Annotated in this window: 13 protein-coding genes; 2 read left to right on the forward strand and 11 right to left on the reverse strand. The window is 65.3% G+C overall.

The features are described 5' to 3' along the window. Positions 1-133: 133 nt before the first annotated feature. The 7 genes from AC13FW_RS04595 to AC13FW_RS04625 all read right to left on the reverse strand — a co-directional run bounded on the left by AC13FW_RS04595 (position 134) and on the right by AC13FW_RS04625 (position 8,078). Positions 134-1,510: an FAD/NAD(P)-binding protein gene (locus AC13FW_RS04595; RefSeq protein ID WP_482988345.1), complete on the reverse strand. Its 1,377-nt coding sequence runs from the start codon at positions 1,508-1,510 to the stop codon at positions 134-136. A gap of 154 nt (positions 1,511-1,664) precedes the next feature. Beyond that, on the reverse strand, positions 1,665-1,832 hold the full coding sequence (rpmG, locus tag AC13FW_RS04600) for a 50S ribosomal protein L33 (RefSeq protein WP_172675037.1): 168 nt from the start codon (positions 1,830-1,832) through the stop codon (positions 1,665-1,667). A 10-nt stretch (positions 1,833-1,842) separates the two neighbouring features. Further along, the gene (gene rpmB / locus AC13FW_RS04605; RefSeq protein WP_282270140.1) at positions 1,843-2,079 is read right to left on the reverse strand and encodes a 50S ribosomal protein L28; all 237 of its coding nucleotides are present in this window, start codon (positions 2,077-2,079) and stop codon (positions 1,843-1,845) included. Positions 2,080-2,288: 209 nt separating this feature from the next. Further along, positions 2,289-3,740, reverse strand: a complete 1,452-nt coding sequence (locus tag AC13FW_RS04610) for a 2-dehydro-3-deoxy-6-phosphogalactonate aldolase (RefSeq protein ID WP_482988346.1) — start codon at positions 3,738-3,740, stop codon at positions 2,289-2,291. After that, on the reverse strand, positions 3,737-4,669 hold the full coding sequence (locus AC13FW_RS04615; RefSeq protein WP_482988347.1) for a 2-dehydro-3-deoxygalactonokinase: 933 nt from the start codon (positions 4,667-4,669) through the stop codon (positions 3,737-3,739). The genes AC13FW_RS04610 and AC13FW_RS04615 overlap by 4 nt, the downstream gene beginning before the upstream one ends. Beyond that, positions 4,666-5,412, reverse strand: a complete 747-nt coding sequence (locus AC13FW_RS04620) for an SDR family NAD(P)-dependent oxidoreductase (protein WP_482988348.1) — start codon at positions 5,410-5,412, stop codon at positions 4,666-4,668. Before AC13FW_RS04620 ends, AC13FW_RS04615 begins: the two co-directional genes overlap by 4 nt. A 2-nt stretch (positions 5,413-5,414) precedes the next feature. Continuing rightward, positions 5,415-8,078: a TonB-dependent receptor gene (locus AC13FW_RS04625; RefSeq protein WP_482988349.1), complete on the reverse strand. Its 2,664-nt coding sequence runs from the start codon at positions 8,076-8,078 to the stop codon at positions 5,415-5,417. 289 nt (positions 8,079-8,367) lie between these two features. On the opposite strand from AC13FW_RS04625, the gene AC13FW_RS04630 reads away from it, so the two are divergent. Both AC13FW_RS04630 and AC13FW_RS04635 read left to right on the forward strand, forming a co-directional pair. Continuing rightward, positions 8,368-9,300 (forward strand): dihydrodipicolinate synthase family protein, encoded by a 933-nt coding sequence (locus AC13FW_RS04630; RefSeq protein WP_282270150.1) that lies wholly within the window; start codon positions 8,368-8,370, stop codon positions 9,298-9,300. Continuing rightward, on the forward strand, positions 9,297-10,466 hold the full coding sequence (locus AC13FW_RS04635) for a mandelate racemase/muconate lactonizing enzyme family protein (protein ID WP_482988350.1): 1,170 nt from the start codon (positions 9,297-9,299) through the stop codon (positions 10,464-10,466). The genes AC13FW_RS04630 and AC13FW_RS04635 overlap by 4 nt, the downstream gene beginning before the upstream one ends. Before the next feature lie 58 nt (positions 10,467-10,524). On the opposite strand, the gene AC13FW_RS04640 is transcribed toward AC13FW_RS04635, so the two are convergent. The 4 genes from AC13FW_RS04640 to AC13FW_RS04655 all read right to left on the reverse strand — a co-directional run bounded on the left by AC13FW_RS04640 (position 10,525) and on the right by AC13FW_RS04655 (position 16,986). After that, on the reverse strand, positions 10,525-11,802 hold the full coding sequence (locus AC13FW_RS04640) for an MFS transporter (protein WP_482988351.1): 1,278 nt from the start codon (positions 11,800-11,802) through the stop codon (positions 10,525-10,527). A 138-nt stretch (positions 11,803-11,940) separates the two neighbouring features. Continuing rightward, the gene (locus AC13FW_RS04645) at positions 11,941-12,660 is read right to left on the reverse strand and encodes an IclR family transcriptional regulator (RefSeq protein WP_282270074.1); all 720 of its coding nucleotides are present in this window, start codon (positions 12,658-12,660) and stop codon (positions 11,941-11,943) included. A 115-nt stretch (positions 12,661-12,775) separates the two neighbouring features. Continuing rightward, the gene (locus tag AC13FW_RS04650; RefSeq protein ID WP_482988352.1) at positions 12,776-13,420 is read right to left on the reverse strand and encodes a cation efflux transmembrane domain-containing protein; all 645 of its coding nucleotides are present in this window, start codon (positions 13,418-13,420) and stop codon (positions 12,776-12,778) included. A 398-nt stretch (positions 13,421-13,818) separates the two neighbouring features. Beyond that, entirely contained in the window at positions 13,819-16,986 is a 3,168-nt protein-coding gene (locus tag AC13FW_RS04655) for an efflux RND transporter permease subunit (RefSeq protein ID WP_482988353.1), read from the reverse strand. Positions 16,987-17,008 lie beyond the last annotated feature (22 nt).

Consider the following 17,008-nt stretch of genomic DNA (forward strand, 5'->3'; position numbering starts at 1 on the left):
CTGGGTTTTGCGGGTATGGCCGTGTAGTGCCGAGCCTGGCTCGGCTGGGGCTTTACCGGTAAGGCCTCTGCCGAGCATGGCTCGGCACTACCTTGGGCCTGCTTGGAAAGCCTCTGCCGAGCATGGCTCGGCGCTACAAGGCTTGTTTTGCCGCCGTCGCCGCCTGCCCACGCAATTCAGGAATCGCCAGGCTCTCCCACAGATTGCCGATGCGCAGGCTGCCCAACACCTGCACGCGCGGCTCGACCGCGCCATCGGCGTCGATCAAGCTGCCGTCGGCTGCCGTGTCCAGACCGATCCCGTGCGGGCCAGCGCGGCCCACGCCGCTGCCCAGCAACTGCTGCAGCAGCGGATTGCGCATCGCCTGCGCGCGCATCTCCACACCGGTGGCGTTGATCACGCATTGCACTTCCAACTGCAACGGCTGACGCCAACGGTCCCGTGCGGTCAGACGTACGCAGGCGCCTTCGGCAACCGCGGTTTCCAGTCGGCCACGATGCAGCTGCAGGCGACCGGCCCGCTGCAGCTCCAGCAGCTGCGCATGCAGCGGGGCGGCGATGCGGTGGCGATGCACATCCCAGTAGCGCACCACATGGCGCAGGAAGCGGCGCTGGTCATCGAATGAAAGGGTTTGCCACAGCCGTTGACCCAGCGGACGGATACGCTCCATCACGCTTTGCCACGGAATATCACGCGTGGCCGCTTCGGCCGCGTGACATCGCAGTGCATGCATGCGCTGGCGCAGATTCATCGCCAGCAAAGGCTCGGGATCGTAATCAGCCGCAGCGCCCTTGGCATGCGGCAACGGCAGCAGCGCATGCCGCGACATCACATGGATGCGACCGCGATGACCATTGGCCTGCAGCGTTGCCACGCTGTCGGCCATGCTCAGGCCGGAACCGATGATCGCCACGTCGGCGTTGCCCGCAATGCCGTCGAGTGACGGGTAATCCCAGGCTTCCACGCGCTTGCCATCGACCAGGCCACTGGCACCGCGCGCCGGCAACGGCCGCAGCGCATTGCCCACTGCCAGAATCACCCGCCCAGCCTGCAACGGCCGGCCCGAATCCAGGGTCAGCAGCACGCCTTCGTCATTGGGCTGCAGCGCCTGCACGCGTGCAGCAAGAATTTCCAAATGCGCAGGGCTGGCGTCCACCGCCTGCTGCAGTCGGTGGCGCAGATAGTCGGCGTAGAAACGACGCGACACGAACTTCCCGGCCAACTGTTCCCGCGACAGTGCCGGAAAGACCTGCGCCTCACACAGGTAGTCGAGGAAATCCTCGGGTTGTTCAGGAAAGCCACTCATCTTGGCGGCCGGCACGTTCAATACGTGCTCGTCGCGGGTGGTGGCATAGGCCACGCCACGGGCCAGCGGCAGACTGGGCTCGATCACCAGCAGGCGCAGTGGCCCGCTTGCGCCACGCAGCACGCCGATGGCGGCAAGCACGCCGGCGGCGCCACCGCCAATGATGGCCAGATCACACAATGCAGGGGTATCGATAACACTCATCTGCCCGATTGTAGGCGATGCAGTCCCCTCGCCTGATGCTGCACGGGCATGTATTCATGCTCGCAGGGCGGGAACTTTTTTCACGGCACTGAAACACAAAACCCGCCTTTCGGCGGGTTCTGCTTGGAACAGCAGCTCAAACAATCCGTGAGGATTACTTGATCTTGCCTTCCTTGTACATCACGTGCTTGCGAACAACCGGATCGTACTTGAGGAATTCCATCTTCCCCGGGGTGTTCTTCTTGTTCTTGTCGGTCGTGTAGAAGTGGCCAGTGCCGGCCGAGGAAATCATACGGACCTTATCGCGCTTACCTGCCATGATCGTTTACTCCTCAGACCTTTTCGCCGCGCGCACGCAGCTCAGCCAGAACGGAATCGATGCCGTTCTTGTCGATGGTGCGCAGTGCATGCGCGGAAACACGAAGCTTGATCCAGCGGTTTTCGCTGGCAACCCAGAAACGACGCTCGTGCAGGTTCGGCATGAAACGACGACGGGTCTTGTTGTTGGCGTGCGAGACGTTGTTACCCGTCTGCACTCGCTTGCCGGAAACTTGGCATACGCGGGACATTGCGCACCTCGGTAATGTTGATGACTTCCTTAGCCAGGAAGACGGCGGCCCCGGCGGTTACCCGCCACGCGTCATGGGAATCAAAGAGTTACGCTGACAAGGGTGGCCAGATGACGTGTTCCCGGCCACCGGCCCGGAGAATTCCGGACACAGCGAGCCGCGTATTGTGCATGTAATCAGGTACCTGCGCAAGTTTGCGCCGGCAACCCTCAGGGCCTGGCGACAAACAGCCCGCCCGACGCCGGCGCCCGCTGCAGCGCATCGGCGCTCAGCCGGGCCCTGGCGGTGCTGATGAACAGGCGCCCATCCGGGGCGAAACACAGGCTGCCCACCTGCGGCGCCGGCACCGCCAGCCGCCGCAGGACTGCGCCATTGGCGGCAAGTTCGAGCACCGCGCCGCCGCCCCACATCGCCACCCACAGGCTGCCCTGCGGCGACATGGCCATGCCATCCGGCTTGCCGGGCTCGCCAAGGAAATCGGTGATCACCCGCGGCTCACCCAGGCTGCCGGCCTCGATGTCGACAGGGTAGGCCAACAGGGTCCGCGCCAGCGTGTCGATCACATACAGGGTCTGGCCATCGGCCGAGAAGGCCATGCCGTTCGCCACACCCAGCCCTTCGGCCACGCAGCGCACCGGGGCATCGGCGCTGGCCGCATGGAACAGCGCGCCCCGGCCAGCAAGCAGGCCACGGTGCATCGACCCTGCCCACAGCCCGCCACGGGCATCGACCACCATGTCGTTCAGCCGGCAACCCGCGCCCACCGCGATTTCCGGGCCAGCAAGCAGGCTGCCATCGGCACCGATACGCACGAAATGGGTCTCGCCGTTGCCCACCAGACCCTGTCCGTCGCAGCCAAGCGACCAGACCGCCTCGGCCAACGGGGTTCGTGTGCAGGCCTCACCATCCCAATGCAGCAGGGCCGGTGCGGTCGGCTCGACCCAGACGACCCGACCGTCCTCCAGCACCAGCGGCGACTCGCCGACCAGGGTCTGCGCGTCGCAGGCCAGACTGACACCACTGGTGGGAACCGCTCGCAGCGCCTGCAACCATTGCCTCGCCCTCACGCCAACCTCGTCGGCACTGCGGCCGGGCCGGTACAGATCCGAACCGATGCCGACCGCACGTACACCGGCCTGCCACAGCGCAGGCAAGGCATCCGCACTGAAGCCACCAACCGCCACCAGACGCGCCTGCGCCGGCAGCACCGCCGCCAGTGCCGACAAACGCGGCGCCGCCTCGTGCGCGGGGAAGGCTTTCAGGTAACGCGCGCCAGCAGCCAGGGCCGCGAATGCTTCGCTCGGCGTGGCAAAGCCCGGCATCGGTTCCATGCCATGTTCGAGCGCGGCGGCGATCACCGCCGGGTTGCTGTTCGGCGACACGCAGAAGCGGCAACCAATCGCCGCCAGCGCCTGTACCTGTTCCACCTCCAGCACGGTACCGGCGCCCACCAGCAAACGATCGCCGAAATGCGCGGCCATCAACGCGATGGTGGCCAGTGGATCGGGCGAATTGAGCGGCACTTCGGCCAGACGCACGCCTGCATCTACCAGCGCCTGACCGACCGCCAGCGCCTCGGCGCCGGTAAGTCCACGCAGTATCGCGACCAGCGGTGTGTGTTCGATCGCCGCATCGAAGGCGGCCGCGGAGCTGTGGTTCATGCGGGTTGTTCCAATGCCGCCCGATGCAGGGCGAGAAATCCGCGGGTTACCGCGTCGTGCGATGCGATCGAATGCGCCTGCCCACCCAGAACTTCCATGGCCCGCGCGTACAGGGCACACACCGGCGCTGCGCCCACCAGCGGCAGTGATTTGGTCAATGCGTCCGGCCATAGCTGCAGCACATCAGTCAACTCCGCACCGATCAGCACACCACGCAACCACGATGCGCCGTCGCGGCGCGGCAGTTCACCGCGGATCACCCGCGCACGCGCACCGAACAACAGGCTGCCCAGGCCCAAACCACTGCGATGGCCTTGCTGCAGGCCATCGAGGAAGGCCGGACCATCTTCGGCCGGGCCATCCACCACCGACGCCAACAAACCGGCAGCGGTCAGCCGATCGAATACTTCACCGGACATCGCGGTCAGGAACGATGCCACCGCACCGCCCTGCAGTTGCACCCATTTGCTGTGCGTACCCGGCAAGGCCACCAATCCATCCAGCGGCAGCTGGCCGGCGTCGAGCAGGCCAAGCAGCTCGGTCTCTTCGCCGCGCATGATGTCGGGCGCATCGTCCTGCGGGCGCCGGCAAGCCAGCCCCGGCACGATCGCCACTTCCACCGGACCGACATGGGTCCGGTGCAGACGCGCCGCCAGCCGCTGCGGCGTTGCCGGGCAGTCGGCATAGCCGGCATCGCTCCAGCCAACGTTGGAGCCGACCATCCCACAGGCATAGACCTGCGTGGCATCCGGCCAACGTGCCGCCGTCTGCACCAGCAATGCTTCCATCTGCGCACGGTCCAGGCCGACGATGCCGCGCGGCTGCTCCACCGTATCGGCAACGCGGCCATCGGCATGGATCAGGAACGCACGGAAATTGCTGCTGCCCCAGTTGATGCCGATGATCGGCGCTTGCTGCATGCCACTCATCGACGTGTCACTCCCGCACCACCATCAAGCGGCACCACCGCGCCAGTCATCCAGGCACTGCGCGGCGAGGCCAGGAACAGGGCCAGCTCGGCCGCATCCGTCGCCGTGCCGAGCCGCTGCAATGGATGTCGCTGCACATTGCGCGTGCGCGCGGCAGCCGGGTCCTCACTGCGATCGAACGAGGCGCGCAGCATCGGCGTATCCAATGACGCCGGTGCGATCGCATTGACGCGGATCTGCTCGGGCGCCAGCTCCAATGCCGCGGTGCGCGCCAGCGATTCAAGCGCGGCCTTGGAGGCAGCGTAGGCAGCCAAACCGGGCGTGGCGTAACGCGCATTGATCGAAGACAGCAGTACGATGCTGCCACCGCCGTTGCTGCGCAGGCCCGGCAGTGCATGCCGCATCAGACGACGCGCACCCAGCACGTTGACTGCATGCACCTGCTGCCACAAGGCATCGTCATCGGCCCAGGTATCTGCGGACGGGCAGATGCCGGCGCAATGGATCAAGGCGTCCAGTGGCTGGCCGACATGTGCCGCCAGCGCGGCATCCACCGCCGCGCCATCGGCCAGGTCAAGCACAAGTTGCTGGACCGCATCCGCTACCGCCACCCGGTCCAGCGCCAGCACCTGCGCGCCCTGCGCCTGCAACAGCGCGCACACGGCCGCCCCTGCGCCGCTGGCAGCGCCACTCACCCAGACGCGTCGCCCACTCCATTCCATCTGCCGTACATCCTCGCCCATGATCAGAACCGGTAGGTGATGCTGGCCTTGTACGAACGCCCGAACACCACGTTGGTGCGCAGGCCTTCGCCATAGCCATCGAAAGTGCGCTGTTCGCTGTCCAGCAGGTTGTTGGCCTCGACCTTCAACGACATGCGGTCGCTGAAATCGTAGCTCATCGATGCCGACAGATCCTTGTAGGTATCGTTGTAGATGCCGGTGGATGCGGCGGACAGACCGACCAGGTATTCATCGCGCCAGTTGTAGGCCAGACGGATGCCGAACGGGCCGTTCTCGTAGTAGCCGATCAGGTTGGCGTTGTTCTTCGACAAGCCCGGGAAGCTCATCGCATTGCCATTGATGTCGGTGATCGGGGTTTCCGAGTCGATCCAGGTGTAGGTCGCCACCACACCGAAGCCATCGAGGATGCCGGTGAACGGCACCTGCGCCAGCAGTTCGGCACCCTTCACCTTGGCTTTGTCACCGTTGATCTTGCGCAGCACCAGGTAGTTGGTGTTGTTGTAGACCTCGTTGCTCTGCCGCTGCACGATGAAGGTCGAGACATCCTTGTAGAACAGGCCGGCCGAGAGCAGGCCCTGGCCGCCGTAATACCACTCCAGCGACAGGTCGTACTGGGTGGCCTTGAACGGATCCAGGTCCGGTGCGCCGCCACTGCCGGTGCCCGGCGAGGTCTGTACGCCATTGCCATCGAACACGGCATTGTTGTTGAGGGTCACGCCGTTGTTGAGATCCTCGGTGTTCGGGAACGCCACGACTTTGGCGGCACCACCGCGCAACACCAGCGTATCGCTGAGCTGCAGCTTGGCCACCATCGACGGCAGCATCTCGTCATCGTTGCGCTTGAACGTGGCCGGCGTCACCACGCCGGTGCCGCTGAGCAGGTTGCCGCGCGACTCGAGCTCACGGTGCAGGAAGCGCACGCCGATGTTGCCGGTCAGCCCCATGTCGCCAACCGTGGTGTCCCAGTTGAGCTTGGCGTAACCCTCGAGGAAATCCTCATCGACACTGAAGGTGGAACCATGGGTCAGAACGGTGTTGCGCAGGTTCAGGCATTGCGCGTTCTGCGAGATCACCGGCAGGTTGGCATAGGTTTCGCAGCCAGCCAGCTGGCCACGCAGGCCGGCCAGGTAGTCGCGCGGCAAACCACTGAATTCGCCGGGCAGGAAGTCATGGTTGCTGTACTGGCTGACGTAGCCGCCCATCTGCGATACCGGGATGCCGCCACTCGGGCGAATGTCGGCGCGCAGCGGGTTCTGCAGGCTTTCCAGGCGGCTGAAACGCGCGCCGAAATCCAGCGAGCGCAGCGGACCATCATCGAAGGCCAGGCTCCAGTCGGTACGCAACGCGCTGGAATCGGTCTGGGCGCGCCAGTTGTTGTCGAACAGGATGGTCATGCGCCATTGCGCCGGATCGGTCAGGTCGACGCCACTGACATTGAAGCTGCCGAAGCTGCCATTGCGCAGGTCGAAGTCGGTGACCGAGGTCAGCCCGGCCATTGGCGCCAGGCGCATGTAGTGCTGGTCATAGCTGGCGGTGGAACGGCCCCAGTTGAGCTCGGCCGAACCGTCCAGTCGCTCGCCGACGCGGAAGCTGGCGCGCAGCGCGGTGGACAGCGTGTCCGCGTCGATGTCGGCGACTTCCGAGTTGAGCAGCACGGTGCCGGTGGAGCGTCCGGCCAGCAGGATGTTGTGCTCGGAGTAGACCGCATTGCTCAGCCCTGCGGACGGGTTGAAAGCAATCCAGTAACGATCACGCTCGGCCTCCTGGCGCGAATAGAACGTATCCCAGGTCAGCTCGACGCCATCGACCGGTCGCCATTGCAGCACCGCGCTGACGCCAACCTTGGTGCGGTCATCGTCGATGTTCTGCGCACGCATGTCGGTGCTGCCGAAGCGGGTCTTGCCCGGGTCGGTCGGATCGGTGAAACGGCTGTAGCCGGAGAACGTGTCCAGGCCCTGCTGGACCACGTTGCGGTGACCATAGGTGGCCGAGATCAACGCACCGAAGCGGCGGTCCTCGCTGCGTCGCGACAGCAGGCCGAAGGCGTTGTAACCGTAGGCATCGGCCATGTCATCGTAGGTTCCAGCGACGCTGACCACGTTCTGCTCGCTGTCGCCGGACAGCGGCTGGCGCGTATTGATGTCGACAATGCCGCCGAGGCCACCGCTCAGCTGGTCGGCACCGGCCAGCTTGGTCACCGACAGCCGCGAAATCAGCTCCGACGGCACCAATGACAGCAGCCCATACGTGGAGGTCGCCAACTGGTCCAGGCCATTGCCGCCGCGGCCGGTGGCATCGACGATCTGCCGGCCGTTGTAGAGCAGCACGTTTTCCTTCATGCCGCGCACGAGGATATCGCTGCCTTCACCCATGCCGCGCTCGATCTGCACACCGGCCACGCGGCCCAGCGATTCGGCCACGTTGGTGTCGGGCAGTTTGCCGATGTCATCGGCGACGATCGCGTCGACTATCTGCGCCGAATCGCGCTTGAGGTCGCGTGATGCCTCCAGGCTGCCGCGGATGCCAACCACGGCAACAGCATCCAGGGTCTGCGCTTCCTGCCCGCCTGCGGGCGGGGCAGCGGCGTCCTGTGCCGAGGCCAGTGCAGGTGCCAACAGGCAGACGCCCAGTGCGGTGAACAAAGTCGAACGTCGAAAACGATGCATATGTCGTGCCCTCTCCCAAGGTAGGGATCCTGCAGCCTGCCATCAGGACCGGCGCGGACCCTCTCCGTCCGCTGCCCCGCCCCGCACGCCAGCCTGCTGCCCGGATCCAACGAAATCCGTCATTGCTGCTGCACTGCGACTTGGCAGTGTTGTCGCTAATATAGCAATATGTTTTTGCCGCGCACGCTGCAATGCAGCGAATGAAGTCGATATACCAGCGGACACTTGGAAATCCCCTTTAACGCGTGTTGCTACGAATGGCACACCAATAGAACAAGGACCCGGCGCAATGGCCGCTCTGCAAGGCGTCTTCCCGATTCTCCCCACGATCTTCACTGCCACTGGCGCCATCGACGAAGCCGGCACCGAGGCAGTGTTCGAGTACCTGCTGGCCGCAGGTTCCGCAGGCGTCGTGTTTCCCGGCCTGGCCAGCGAGTACGACATGCTCAGCCTGGAGGAGCGGCTGCACCTGACGGCCTGCATCGGCCGCTGGAACCGCGGCCGCGTGCCCTTCATCGTCGGCGGTAGCGCAAAGACGCTGGAGGACGCGGTGCAGGTCACCCGCGCCGGCGGCCAGGCTGGCGCGGCGGCGGCAATGGTGCTGACCCCGCATGCATTGGCCGGTGACGAAGATGCGATGGCGGCGTTCTTCGCCCGCCTCGGCGAAGAATCCGGCGTCGCCATCATGCTGCAGAACGCCCCGGCACCGATGGGCATCGGCCTTGGCGTGGACGCATTGCTGTCGCTGGCCACGCGCGTGCCTGCTATCCGCTACGTCAAGGAAGAAACCATGCCGTCCGGCCACCGCATCACCGCGCTGTCCGAGCGCGCTGGCGACTCGGTGGAAGCGATATTCGGCGGCGCCGGTGCCCGTTACGTGCTTGATGAACTGGCCCGCGGCGCAGTCGGCACCATGCCCGCCTGCGAGATCACCGAAGTGCACGTGGCGATGCTGGCCGCGCACGCCGCCGGTGACCCGGAAACAGCGCGCGTGCTGTTCGAACGCACGCTGCCCTTGCTGAGCATGCAGGCGGTGTTCCGCTGGCGCCTGACCAAGGCCGTGCTGCTGCGCCGCGGCCTGATCGCCAGCGACCATGTGCGTGCACCCGGCCCGGCCCTGGATGCCTACGACCAGCGCGAACTGGATACCCTGTTGGCCCGCATCGCCGATCTGCTGCCGCTGGATGCAGTTCCCGGCCGCGCGCCACGGAGTCCTGCATGAGTGCCGTCACCCGCGTCGAAACCTTCATCCTGACCGTGCCGCGCAGCACCCCTTACCTGGGCCCGTTGGGCGCAGGTGAGCGGGTCAATGCACGCGGCTACCTGGTGCGACGTGGCAACGGCACGTTGTATCCAACCGTGGACAGGTCGGTACTGGTACGCGTGACCACGGCCGATGGCGCCATCGGCTGGGGCGAGACCTATGGCATCTGCGCACCACGTGCGACCTGCGAAATCATCAACGACCTGCTCGCACCGGAATTGCTTGGGCGCGAGCCCGAGGACGTGGAAGCGATCTGGGATGACCTGTACGGGCTGATGCGCGTACGCGGCTGCGGCAGCGGCTTCCACACCGACGCGATCGCCGCACTCGATATCGCCTTGTGGGACCTGCGCGCACGCGCGCAGGGCAAACCACTGTGGGCACTGCTGGGCGAACGCCGGCATGAACGTATCGCCGGCTATGTATCCGGCCTGCCGGCCGCTACCGTCGCCGAAAAGATCGAGATGGCGCGCGGCTTCGCTGCCGATGGCCACACCGCGTTCAAGGTGCACGCCGTTGTGAGCCATGAAGGCATCGCCGAGGAAATGGCGGCACTGCGCGAAGCCCTGGGCAACGAGGTCGAATTGATGGTTGACCTGCACTGGAAGTTCGATCACACGCAGGCACTGCAGCTGGCCCAGCAACTGCAGCCCAGCAAGTTGACCTTCATCGAGGCACCGTTGAAGCCGGAAGACGTGCCCGGCCTGATCGCACTCGGCAAGGACAGTCCGATTCCGGTTGCCGCCGGCGAAGAATGGCCCACCGAATACGTTGCACGGCCGCGCATCGACGGTGGCAGTCTTGCCTTCGTGCAGCCGGAGATGGGCCACACCGGCATCACCCAGTTCCTCCGCATCGCCCGCCTCGCCGCTGCGCGGGGCGTGCAGGTGGCACCGCACGCGACGATTGGCGGCGGCATCTTCATGGCGGCCAGCCTGCAGGCCTCCGCCGTGATCGAAGGCCTGTGGCGACATGAGTGGCAGCATTCGATCTTCTCGCGCTCGCTGCGCATGCTCGACACCGACATGGCCTACGGCCGCCAGGGCTATCAGCTGCCCAGTGGCAATGGCCTGGGCGCCACGCCCAACGCGTTGTTCTGGGAACACGCCGAAGCCATCAGCTGAGCGGCAGGCAAAAGGCCGGAGCGGTTACCCGCTCCGGCCTTTTCAGTGCAACAAGGTTTCAGCCAGCCACGCTTGCCGCCTGTGGTCCGATCAAGGTCATCGGCGAGCGCCGCGCCAGCCGCGATGCAGTCCACGCCAGCCCCACCGCGATCGGATGCAGGAAGGCCATCAGGATGAAGGCGCGATCGAAGTTTCCGTCCGCTACCAGATGCCCCACCACCTGCGCCGACAGCATGCCGCCCAGCGCACTGCCGCAGCCCACCAATCCCGCCACCGAGGCGATGTAGCGCGACGGGAACATGTCCAGGGTCATCGTGGTCAGGTTGATCTGGTAGGTCAGGTGCGCGAACGTCACCAGGCAGGCCAGCCCCAGCAATACCGGGATCGATGGGTGCATCGCGACGAAGATGCCGACCGGCGCCAGGCAGGCCGCGCCGACCATGGTGGTCAGGCGCGCGCGCACCGGGTCCATGCCGCGCTTCACCAGCCGGCCAGAAATAAGGCCACCACCGACACTGCCGATATCCGCGGCCACGTACACCACCCAGGCCAGCGAGGCGATCGTCGCCAGACTCATGCCGCGCGCATCGCCCAGGTATTTGGGGAACCAGAACAGATAGAAGTACCAGACCGGATCGGCCACCGCGCGCGACGCAACCAGCGCCCACACCGTGCGATCACGCGCCAACCTGCCCCACACGCCTTTCATCGATGGCGTGGCTGCCGGCAGTGCTTCATCGGCGACCGGCGCCGCATCTGCTGCGGCTGCTTGCGCAGGCGCCGCGGTCGCAGCCTTGGCCTTGCCGCGCGGGTAGGCCCACCACCACGCGATCATCCACAGCAAGCCGGCCACGCCGGTGATCCAGAACGCGCTGCGCCAGCCGTATGCAAGGGCAATACCGCCAATCAGTGGCGGCGCCAAGGTCGCGCCGATCATCGCGCCTGCGGTGTACAGGCCCAGTGCCAGCCCGCGCTGACGCGAGGGGAACTGCTCGGACACCACCTTGCTGCCCACGGTGTAGTTGCCCGGCTCACCCAGCCCAAGCGCGAAGCGTGCCGCGCCCAGTTCCAGCGGCGTGCGCACCAACCCGGTGGCGATGTTGGCCAGCGACCACCAGCCAACGAACAACAGCAGCGACAGCCGTGCACCCAACCAATCGGTGACGCGGCCGGCCATCACGTAGGCCGCGGCATAGGCGAACAGGAACACCTGCACGACCCGCGCGTACTCCAGGTCGGACATGTCCAGGTCGGCCTGGATGGTCGTTGCCAGGATCGACAGCGCCTGCCGGTCCAGATAATTGATGACGGTGGAGAAGAACAGCAGCCCCAGCAAAACCCATTTGGTCCTGCCCGTCCCCGTCATGCGAACCCGCGCTTGGCCATCGACAACGCCTCCCCTTCGGAAGGCTGCAACGTATTGCTATTTTAGCAACAGGTCAAGCCGCACTGCGCCACGGCTGATCCGGCTGGATCAGCCGATTTCAGCGGCGGCGGCCTGCAGCGCACGAACCAGTTCGTCAGTGGCCGATTCCGGGATCCAGCCTGACATCGCGATGCCGGCATGCACCGGGTCGCCCATGGCGATGGCGACGACGTGGTGGTCGCGCTCATCGGCGACATGCACGCGCGCATGGCCCTGGCTGCGGGTGACGGCCAGGGTCGCCAGCAGCTGCTCGATGCCGTTCGGGAACATCGGGATCGGCTTGTCCGCATACAGCTCGCGCACCTCCTCGTCGGAGAGCTGGGCCAGCAGGGCGATGCCGATGCCGCTGGTGGTAGCCGGCAGCAGGCCGATGCGGCCCAGGCCGCGTGCCGCCTCGATTCCCGGCGGTGCGTGGAACAGGTAGCTGACACTGTCATTCCACAGAACGCCCATCGCCACCGTGTGGCCGAAGCGGCGCAGGCTCTCCAGCACCGGCAGCGCGCGCCGGATCAAGCCCGAGGCGAACAGGCTCTGCGCGGCCAGCACGTGCATGCCGGGCCCGGCGGTGTACTTGCGGTCCGCGGTCTGCCGGGCGATGCCCAGGTAGGCCAGGGTCTTGAGCAGGCGGTTGACCCGGGTTGGGTTGGCATCGAGCTGGCGGGCCAGCTCACGGCAACCGACCGGTTCGGGAGACGAGGCCAGCGCCTGCAAGGTGGCGATGCCATCGATCAGGCTCTGGTTGGGCTGGGCATTGGGCTTTGTACGCATGGTGAAAGCGTACTTGGCCCCCTCGTGCAATGCCATCAATAGCAACAAAGTGGGAGGCCGAACTGGATCTGACGAGCTCAGATCGGCCGGAAGCACCACCAACCGACAACGTGACTCAGGATTGGCCGACCGTGGCAGTCGCACGCTGGGTGCGCAGCTCGCGCCACGCTGCCCGCGCGACTTTCCAGGCCGAACCCAGGAACAGCAGCAGCAGGGCCACTGCGATCAGCACGTCCGGCCAACCGGCGCCGAATACCCACACTGCCAGCGCTGCCAGGATCACCGCCGAACCTTCGTAGACGTCATTCAGCGAGCATGCCCATGCCGAGGCGAGGTTGATGTCGCCCAGCCGGTACGGCCACAGCAAGCGCAGGCAGACCAGGTTGGCGGCGAGGTTGAGCAGCGCCGCGATGCACATGCTTTCGAACAGCGGCAGGTGCGGATGCGCCAACTTCCAGGCGATGCCTGCGCCAACCGCAATTGCCGCGCACAGGATGAAGAGCGCCTTGAGCATGGCGACACGCGCCTTGGCGGCGAGGCTGGCACCGACCACCGCCAGGCTGAGTGCGTAAGTGAGCGCATCACCGAGGTTGTCCAGGCTGCCGGACAGCAATGAGGCCGAGCCGCTGTGCCAGGCGGCGAGCATCATCAGCACGAAGGTGATCAGGTTGATCCCCAGCACCTGGTAGAGCACGCGGCGCTGCTGCGCCTGCATGCGTTCGACTTCCAGGGTTTTGCCGCAGCCGCAGCAGTCGCTCATCTTGGTTCCGGGGGAAGGGCTCTGCCGGATTATCGCGCTGATATGCGCGGGCTTGTAGAGATGGATGAAACAACAGCCAAGGCTGAAACGGTAGTGCCGAGCCATGCTCGGCAGGGGCCTTACCAGCGAAAAGCTTGCCCTCACCCCAACCCCTCTCCCGTAAACGGGAGAGGGGCTAGAACAGTAGTGCCGAGCCATGCTCGGCAGGGGCCTTACCGGCGAAAAGCTGCCCTCACCCCAACCCCTCTCCCGTGAACGGGAGAGGGGCTTTAAGCGAAGCAAGAGCTTCAAGCCAAAGCCAAAGCCAAAGCCAAAGCCAAAGCAAAAGCCAAAGCAAAAGCAAAAGCAAAAGCAGAAGCAAAAGCCTCAAGCCAAGAAAGCCTCAAGCCAAGCAGGCGCTACTTCCCGTTCCTGTGCAGCCAACGGTACAGCACCGGCAACACCAGCAAGGTCAGCAAGGTGGACGAGACGATGCCGCCGATCACCACCGTTGCCAGCGGTCGCTGCACTTCCGAACCTGCGCCTACGTTGAACGCCATTGGTACGAAGCCCAGCGATGCGACCAGGGCAGTCATCAATACAGGCCGCAAACGACCCAGCGCGCCTTCGCGCACGGCCACGTCCAGACTGCGCCCTTGCTCACGCAGGTGGCGGATGAAGCTGATCATCACCAGGCCGTTGAGCACGGCCACACCAGACAGCGCGATGAAGCCGACGCCGGCCGAGATCGACAAGGGAATGCCGCGCATCGCCAAGGCCAGCACACCACCGGTCAAGGCCAATGGCACACCGCTGAACACGATGCTGGCGTCGCGCGCCGAGCCAAAGGCCCAGAACAACAAGGCAAAGATCAGCAGCAAAGTCACCGGCACCACCACCGCCAGACGCTGGCTGGCCGAAATCAGCTGCTCGAAGCTGCCGCCGTATTCGACCCAGTAGCCGGCCGGCACCTTCACCTGCGCATCGATGGCCTGCTGCAACTCGCTGACGAAGCCACCCAGATCGCGATCACGCACATTGGCGGTGATCACGATGCGGCGCTTGCCGTTGTCGCGGTTGATCTGGTTTGGGCCTTCGCTGCTTTCGATACTCGCCAGTTCACGCAAGGGAACCGTGCGCGCATCGCCACTTCGCCAGCCTCCCGCGCGGCTGGATTCGTCGGCGCTGTCCTGTGCCAATGCAGGCTCCAGCGAAACCGGCAGATCGGCAAGTGCCGCCGGGTCCTGGCGGATGTTTTCCGGCAGGCGTACGACAATGTCGAAGCGGCGATCACCTTCGAACAACTGCCCGGCGACGCGTCCACCAACTGCCGTGGAAACCGTGGACTGCAGCTGCCCCGGGTTGAGTCCATAACCCGCCAATGCCGCGCGGTTTGGCGTGACCGTCAGCAAGGGCAGACCACTGGTTTCCTCCAGGCGCACATCGGCCGCACCCGGCACCTTGTTGGCCACTGCGACGATGCGCTGACCAACCTGCGCCAGCGTTTCCATGTCATCGCCGAACAGCATCACCGCCACGTCGGCACGCACGCCCGAGATCAACTCGTTCATGCGCATCTGGATTGGCTGGGTGAACTCATAGTTGTTGCCCGGCAATTCCTCCACCGCTGCTTCCAGCTCGGCCAGCAGCTGTGCGCGCGGTTTGCGCGGGTCCGGCCACTGCTTGCGCGGCTTCATCATGATGAAGGTGTCGGCGACCGAGGGCGGCATCGGATCGGAGGCGACTTCCGGCGTGCCGATCTTGGAGAACACCTTCTCCACTTCCGGCAACTGCTGCAGGCGCGCTTCCACCTGCTTCTGCATGTTCACCGACTGTGTGAGGCTGGTGCCGGGAATGCGCATCGCGTGCATGGCGACATCACCTTCGTCGAGGTTGGGCACGAACTCGCTGCCCAGCCGCGTTGCCAGCACGCCACAACCAACCACCAGTAGCAGCGCAGCGGCAACCACCCAACGGCCACGCCGCATCACCCACGCCAGCAACGGCGCGTAGCGTGCGCGCAGCCACGCCATCAAACGGTTCTCCCTCTCCTCGACGCGGCCGCCGAGGAACATGGCAATCGCCGCGGGAACAAAGGTCAGCGACAACAGCATCGCGCCGCTGAGCGCCAGCACCACGGTGATCGCCATCGGGTGGAACATTTTTCCTTCAACGCCGGTCAGCGCGAAGATCGGCAGGTAGACCGCAGTGATGATGCCCAGGCCGAACAGGCTGGGCCGGATGACCTCGGCGGTGGCGCTGGCGGTTTCGGCGAAGCGTTCCTCGCGGGTCATCGCCCGGCCCAGCGCATGCGTGCGTTCGCCGAAGCGACGCAGGCAGTTCTCGATGATGATCACCGCGCCATCGACGATCAGGCCGAAGTCCAGTGCACCAAGGCTCATCAGGTTGGCGGAGACGCCGCCACGCGCCATGCCGGTCAGGGTGAACAGCATCGCCAGCGGAATCACCGCCGCGGTAATCAGTGCCGCACGGAAGTTGCCCAACAGCAGGAACAACACCACGATCACCAACAGCGCGCCTTCCAACAGGTTCTTGGCGACGGTCTGGATGGTGCGGTCGACCAGCGCAGTACGGTCATAACTGGCGGTAACAGTGACGCCTTCGGGCAGGCTGCGCTGCGCCTGTTCCAGCTTCGCCGCAGCGGCCTGTGCCACCTCGCGGCTGTTGGCACCGACCAGCATCACCACCGTCCCCATCACCACTTCGTGGCCGTTCTGGGTGGCGGCACCGCTGCGTAGCTCCGGACCTTCGCCGACATCTGCAACGTCATGCACGTGAATGGGCACGCCTTCGCGGCGGGCCAGCACGATATTGCCGATTTCCTCCAAACCGACGACTTGACCGGGCACACGCACCAAGAACTGCTGGCCGTTGCGTTCGATGTAACCGGCACCGATGTTCTGGTTGTTGCCCTCCACGGCTTCGGCGACATCATCCAGGGTGAAGCCCAGCGCACGCAGCTTGGCCGGATCCGGAGTGATGTGGATCTGCCGCTGGTAACCACCAATCGTGTTGACCTCGGTGACGCCGGGCACGTTGCGCAGCTGTGGTCGCACCACCCAATCCTGCAAAGTGCGCAGGTCGGTGGCGGTATAGGGCGAACCATCGGGCTTGCGCGCCTTGGGATCGGCGTCGATGGTGTACATGAAGATCTCGCCCAGACCGGTGGCAATCGGCCCCAGCTGCGGGTCCAGGCCTTCCGGCAGCTGCGACTTCACCTGCTGCAGGCGTTCGGCCACCTGTTGGCGGGCGAAGTACAGGTCGGTGCCGTCCTTGAACACCACCGTCACCTGCGACAGGCCGTAGCGCGACAGTGAGCGCACCTGTTCGAGTTTCGGCAGACCCGCCATCACCGTTTCCACTGGATAGGTGATGCGTTGTTCCGTCTCCAGCGGCGAGTAGCCATCGGCGGCGGTGTTGATCTGCACCTGTACGTTGGTGATGTCGGGCGTTGCATCGATGGACAGGCGAGTGAAGCTCCAGCTGCCGATCGCGATCAACGCGAAAGTAAGCACCATCATCATCCAGCGATGGGCGATGGCGCTGCGGATGATGCGCTCAAGCATGGCGGCACCCTCCAGCTTGCAT

It is taken from the genome of Stenotrophomonas sp. 21LCFQ19 (genome assembly GCF_056861425.1).

What these genes read in the sequence shown, in the direction of transcription:
- AC13FW_RS04595 (WP_482988345.1), bottom strand. Translation starts at nt 1,510, where the DNA reads ATGAGTGTTATCGATACCCCTGCATTGTGTGATCTGGCCATCATTGGC.
- rpmB (WP_282270140.1), bottom strand. Translation starts at nt 2,079, where the DNA reads ATGTCCCGCGTATGCCAAGTTTCCGGCAAGCGAGTGCAGACGGGTAAC.
- AC13FW_RS04610 (WP_482988346.1), bottom strand. Translation starts at nt 3,740, where the DNA reads ATGAACCACAGCTCCGCGGCCGCCTTCGATGCGGCGATCGAACACACA.
- AC13FW_RS04615 (WP_482988347.1), bottom strand. Translation starts at nt 4,669, where the DNA reads ATGAGTGGCATGCAGCAAGCGCCGATCATCGGCATCAACTGGGGCAGC.
- AC13FW_RS04620 (WP_482988348.1), bottom strand. Translation starts at nt 5,412, where the DNA reads ATGGGCGAGGATGTACGGCAGATGGAATGGAGTGGGCGACGCGTCTGG.
- AC13FW_RS04625 (WP_482988349.1), bottom strand. Translation starts at nt 8,078, where the DNA reads ATGCATCGTTTTCGACGTTCGACTTTGTTCACCGCACTGGGCGTCTGC.
- AC13FW_RS04630 (WP_282270150.1), top strand. Translation starts at nt 8,368, where the DNA reads ATGGCCGCTCTGCAAGGCGTCTTCCCGATTCTCCCCACGATCTTCACT.
- AC13FW_RS04635 (WP_482988350.1), top strand. Translation starts at nt 9,297, where the DNA reads ATGAGTGCCGTCACCCGCGTCGAAACCTTCATCCTGACCGTGCCGCGC.
- AC13FW_RS04645 (WP_282270074.1), bottom strand. Translation starts at nt 12,660, where the DNA reads ATGCGTACAAAGCCCAATGCCCAGCCCAACCAGAGCCTGATCGATGGC.
- AC13FW_RS04650 (WP_482988352.1), bottom strand. Translation starts at nt 13,420, where the DNA reads ATGAGCGACTGCTGCGGCTGCGGCAAAACCCTGGAAGTCGAACGCATG.
- AC13FW_RS04655 (WP_482988353.1), bottom strand. Translation starts at nt 16,986, where the DNA reads ATGCTTGAGCGCATCATCCGCAGCGCCATCGCCCATCGCTGGATGATG.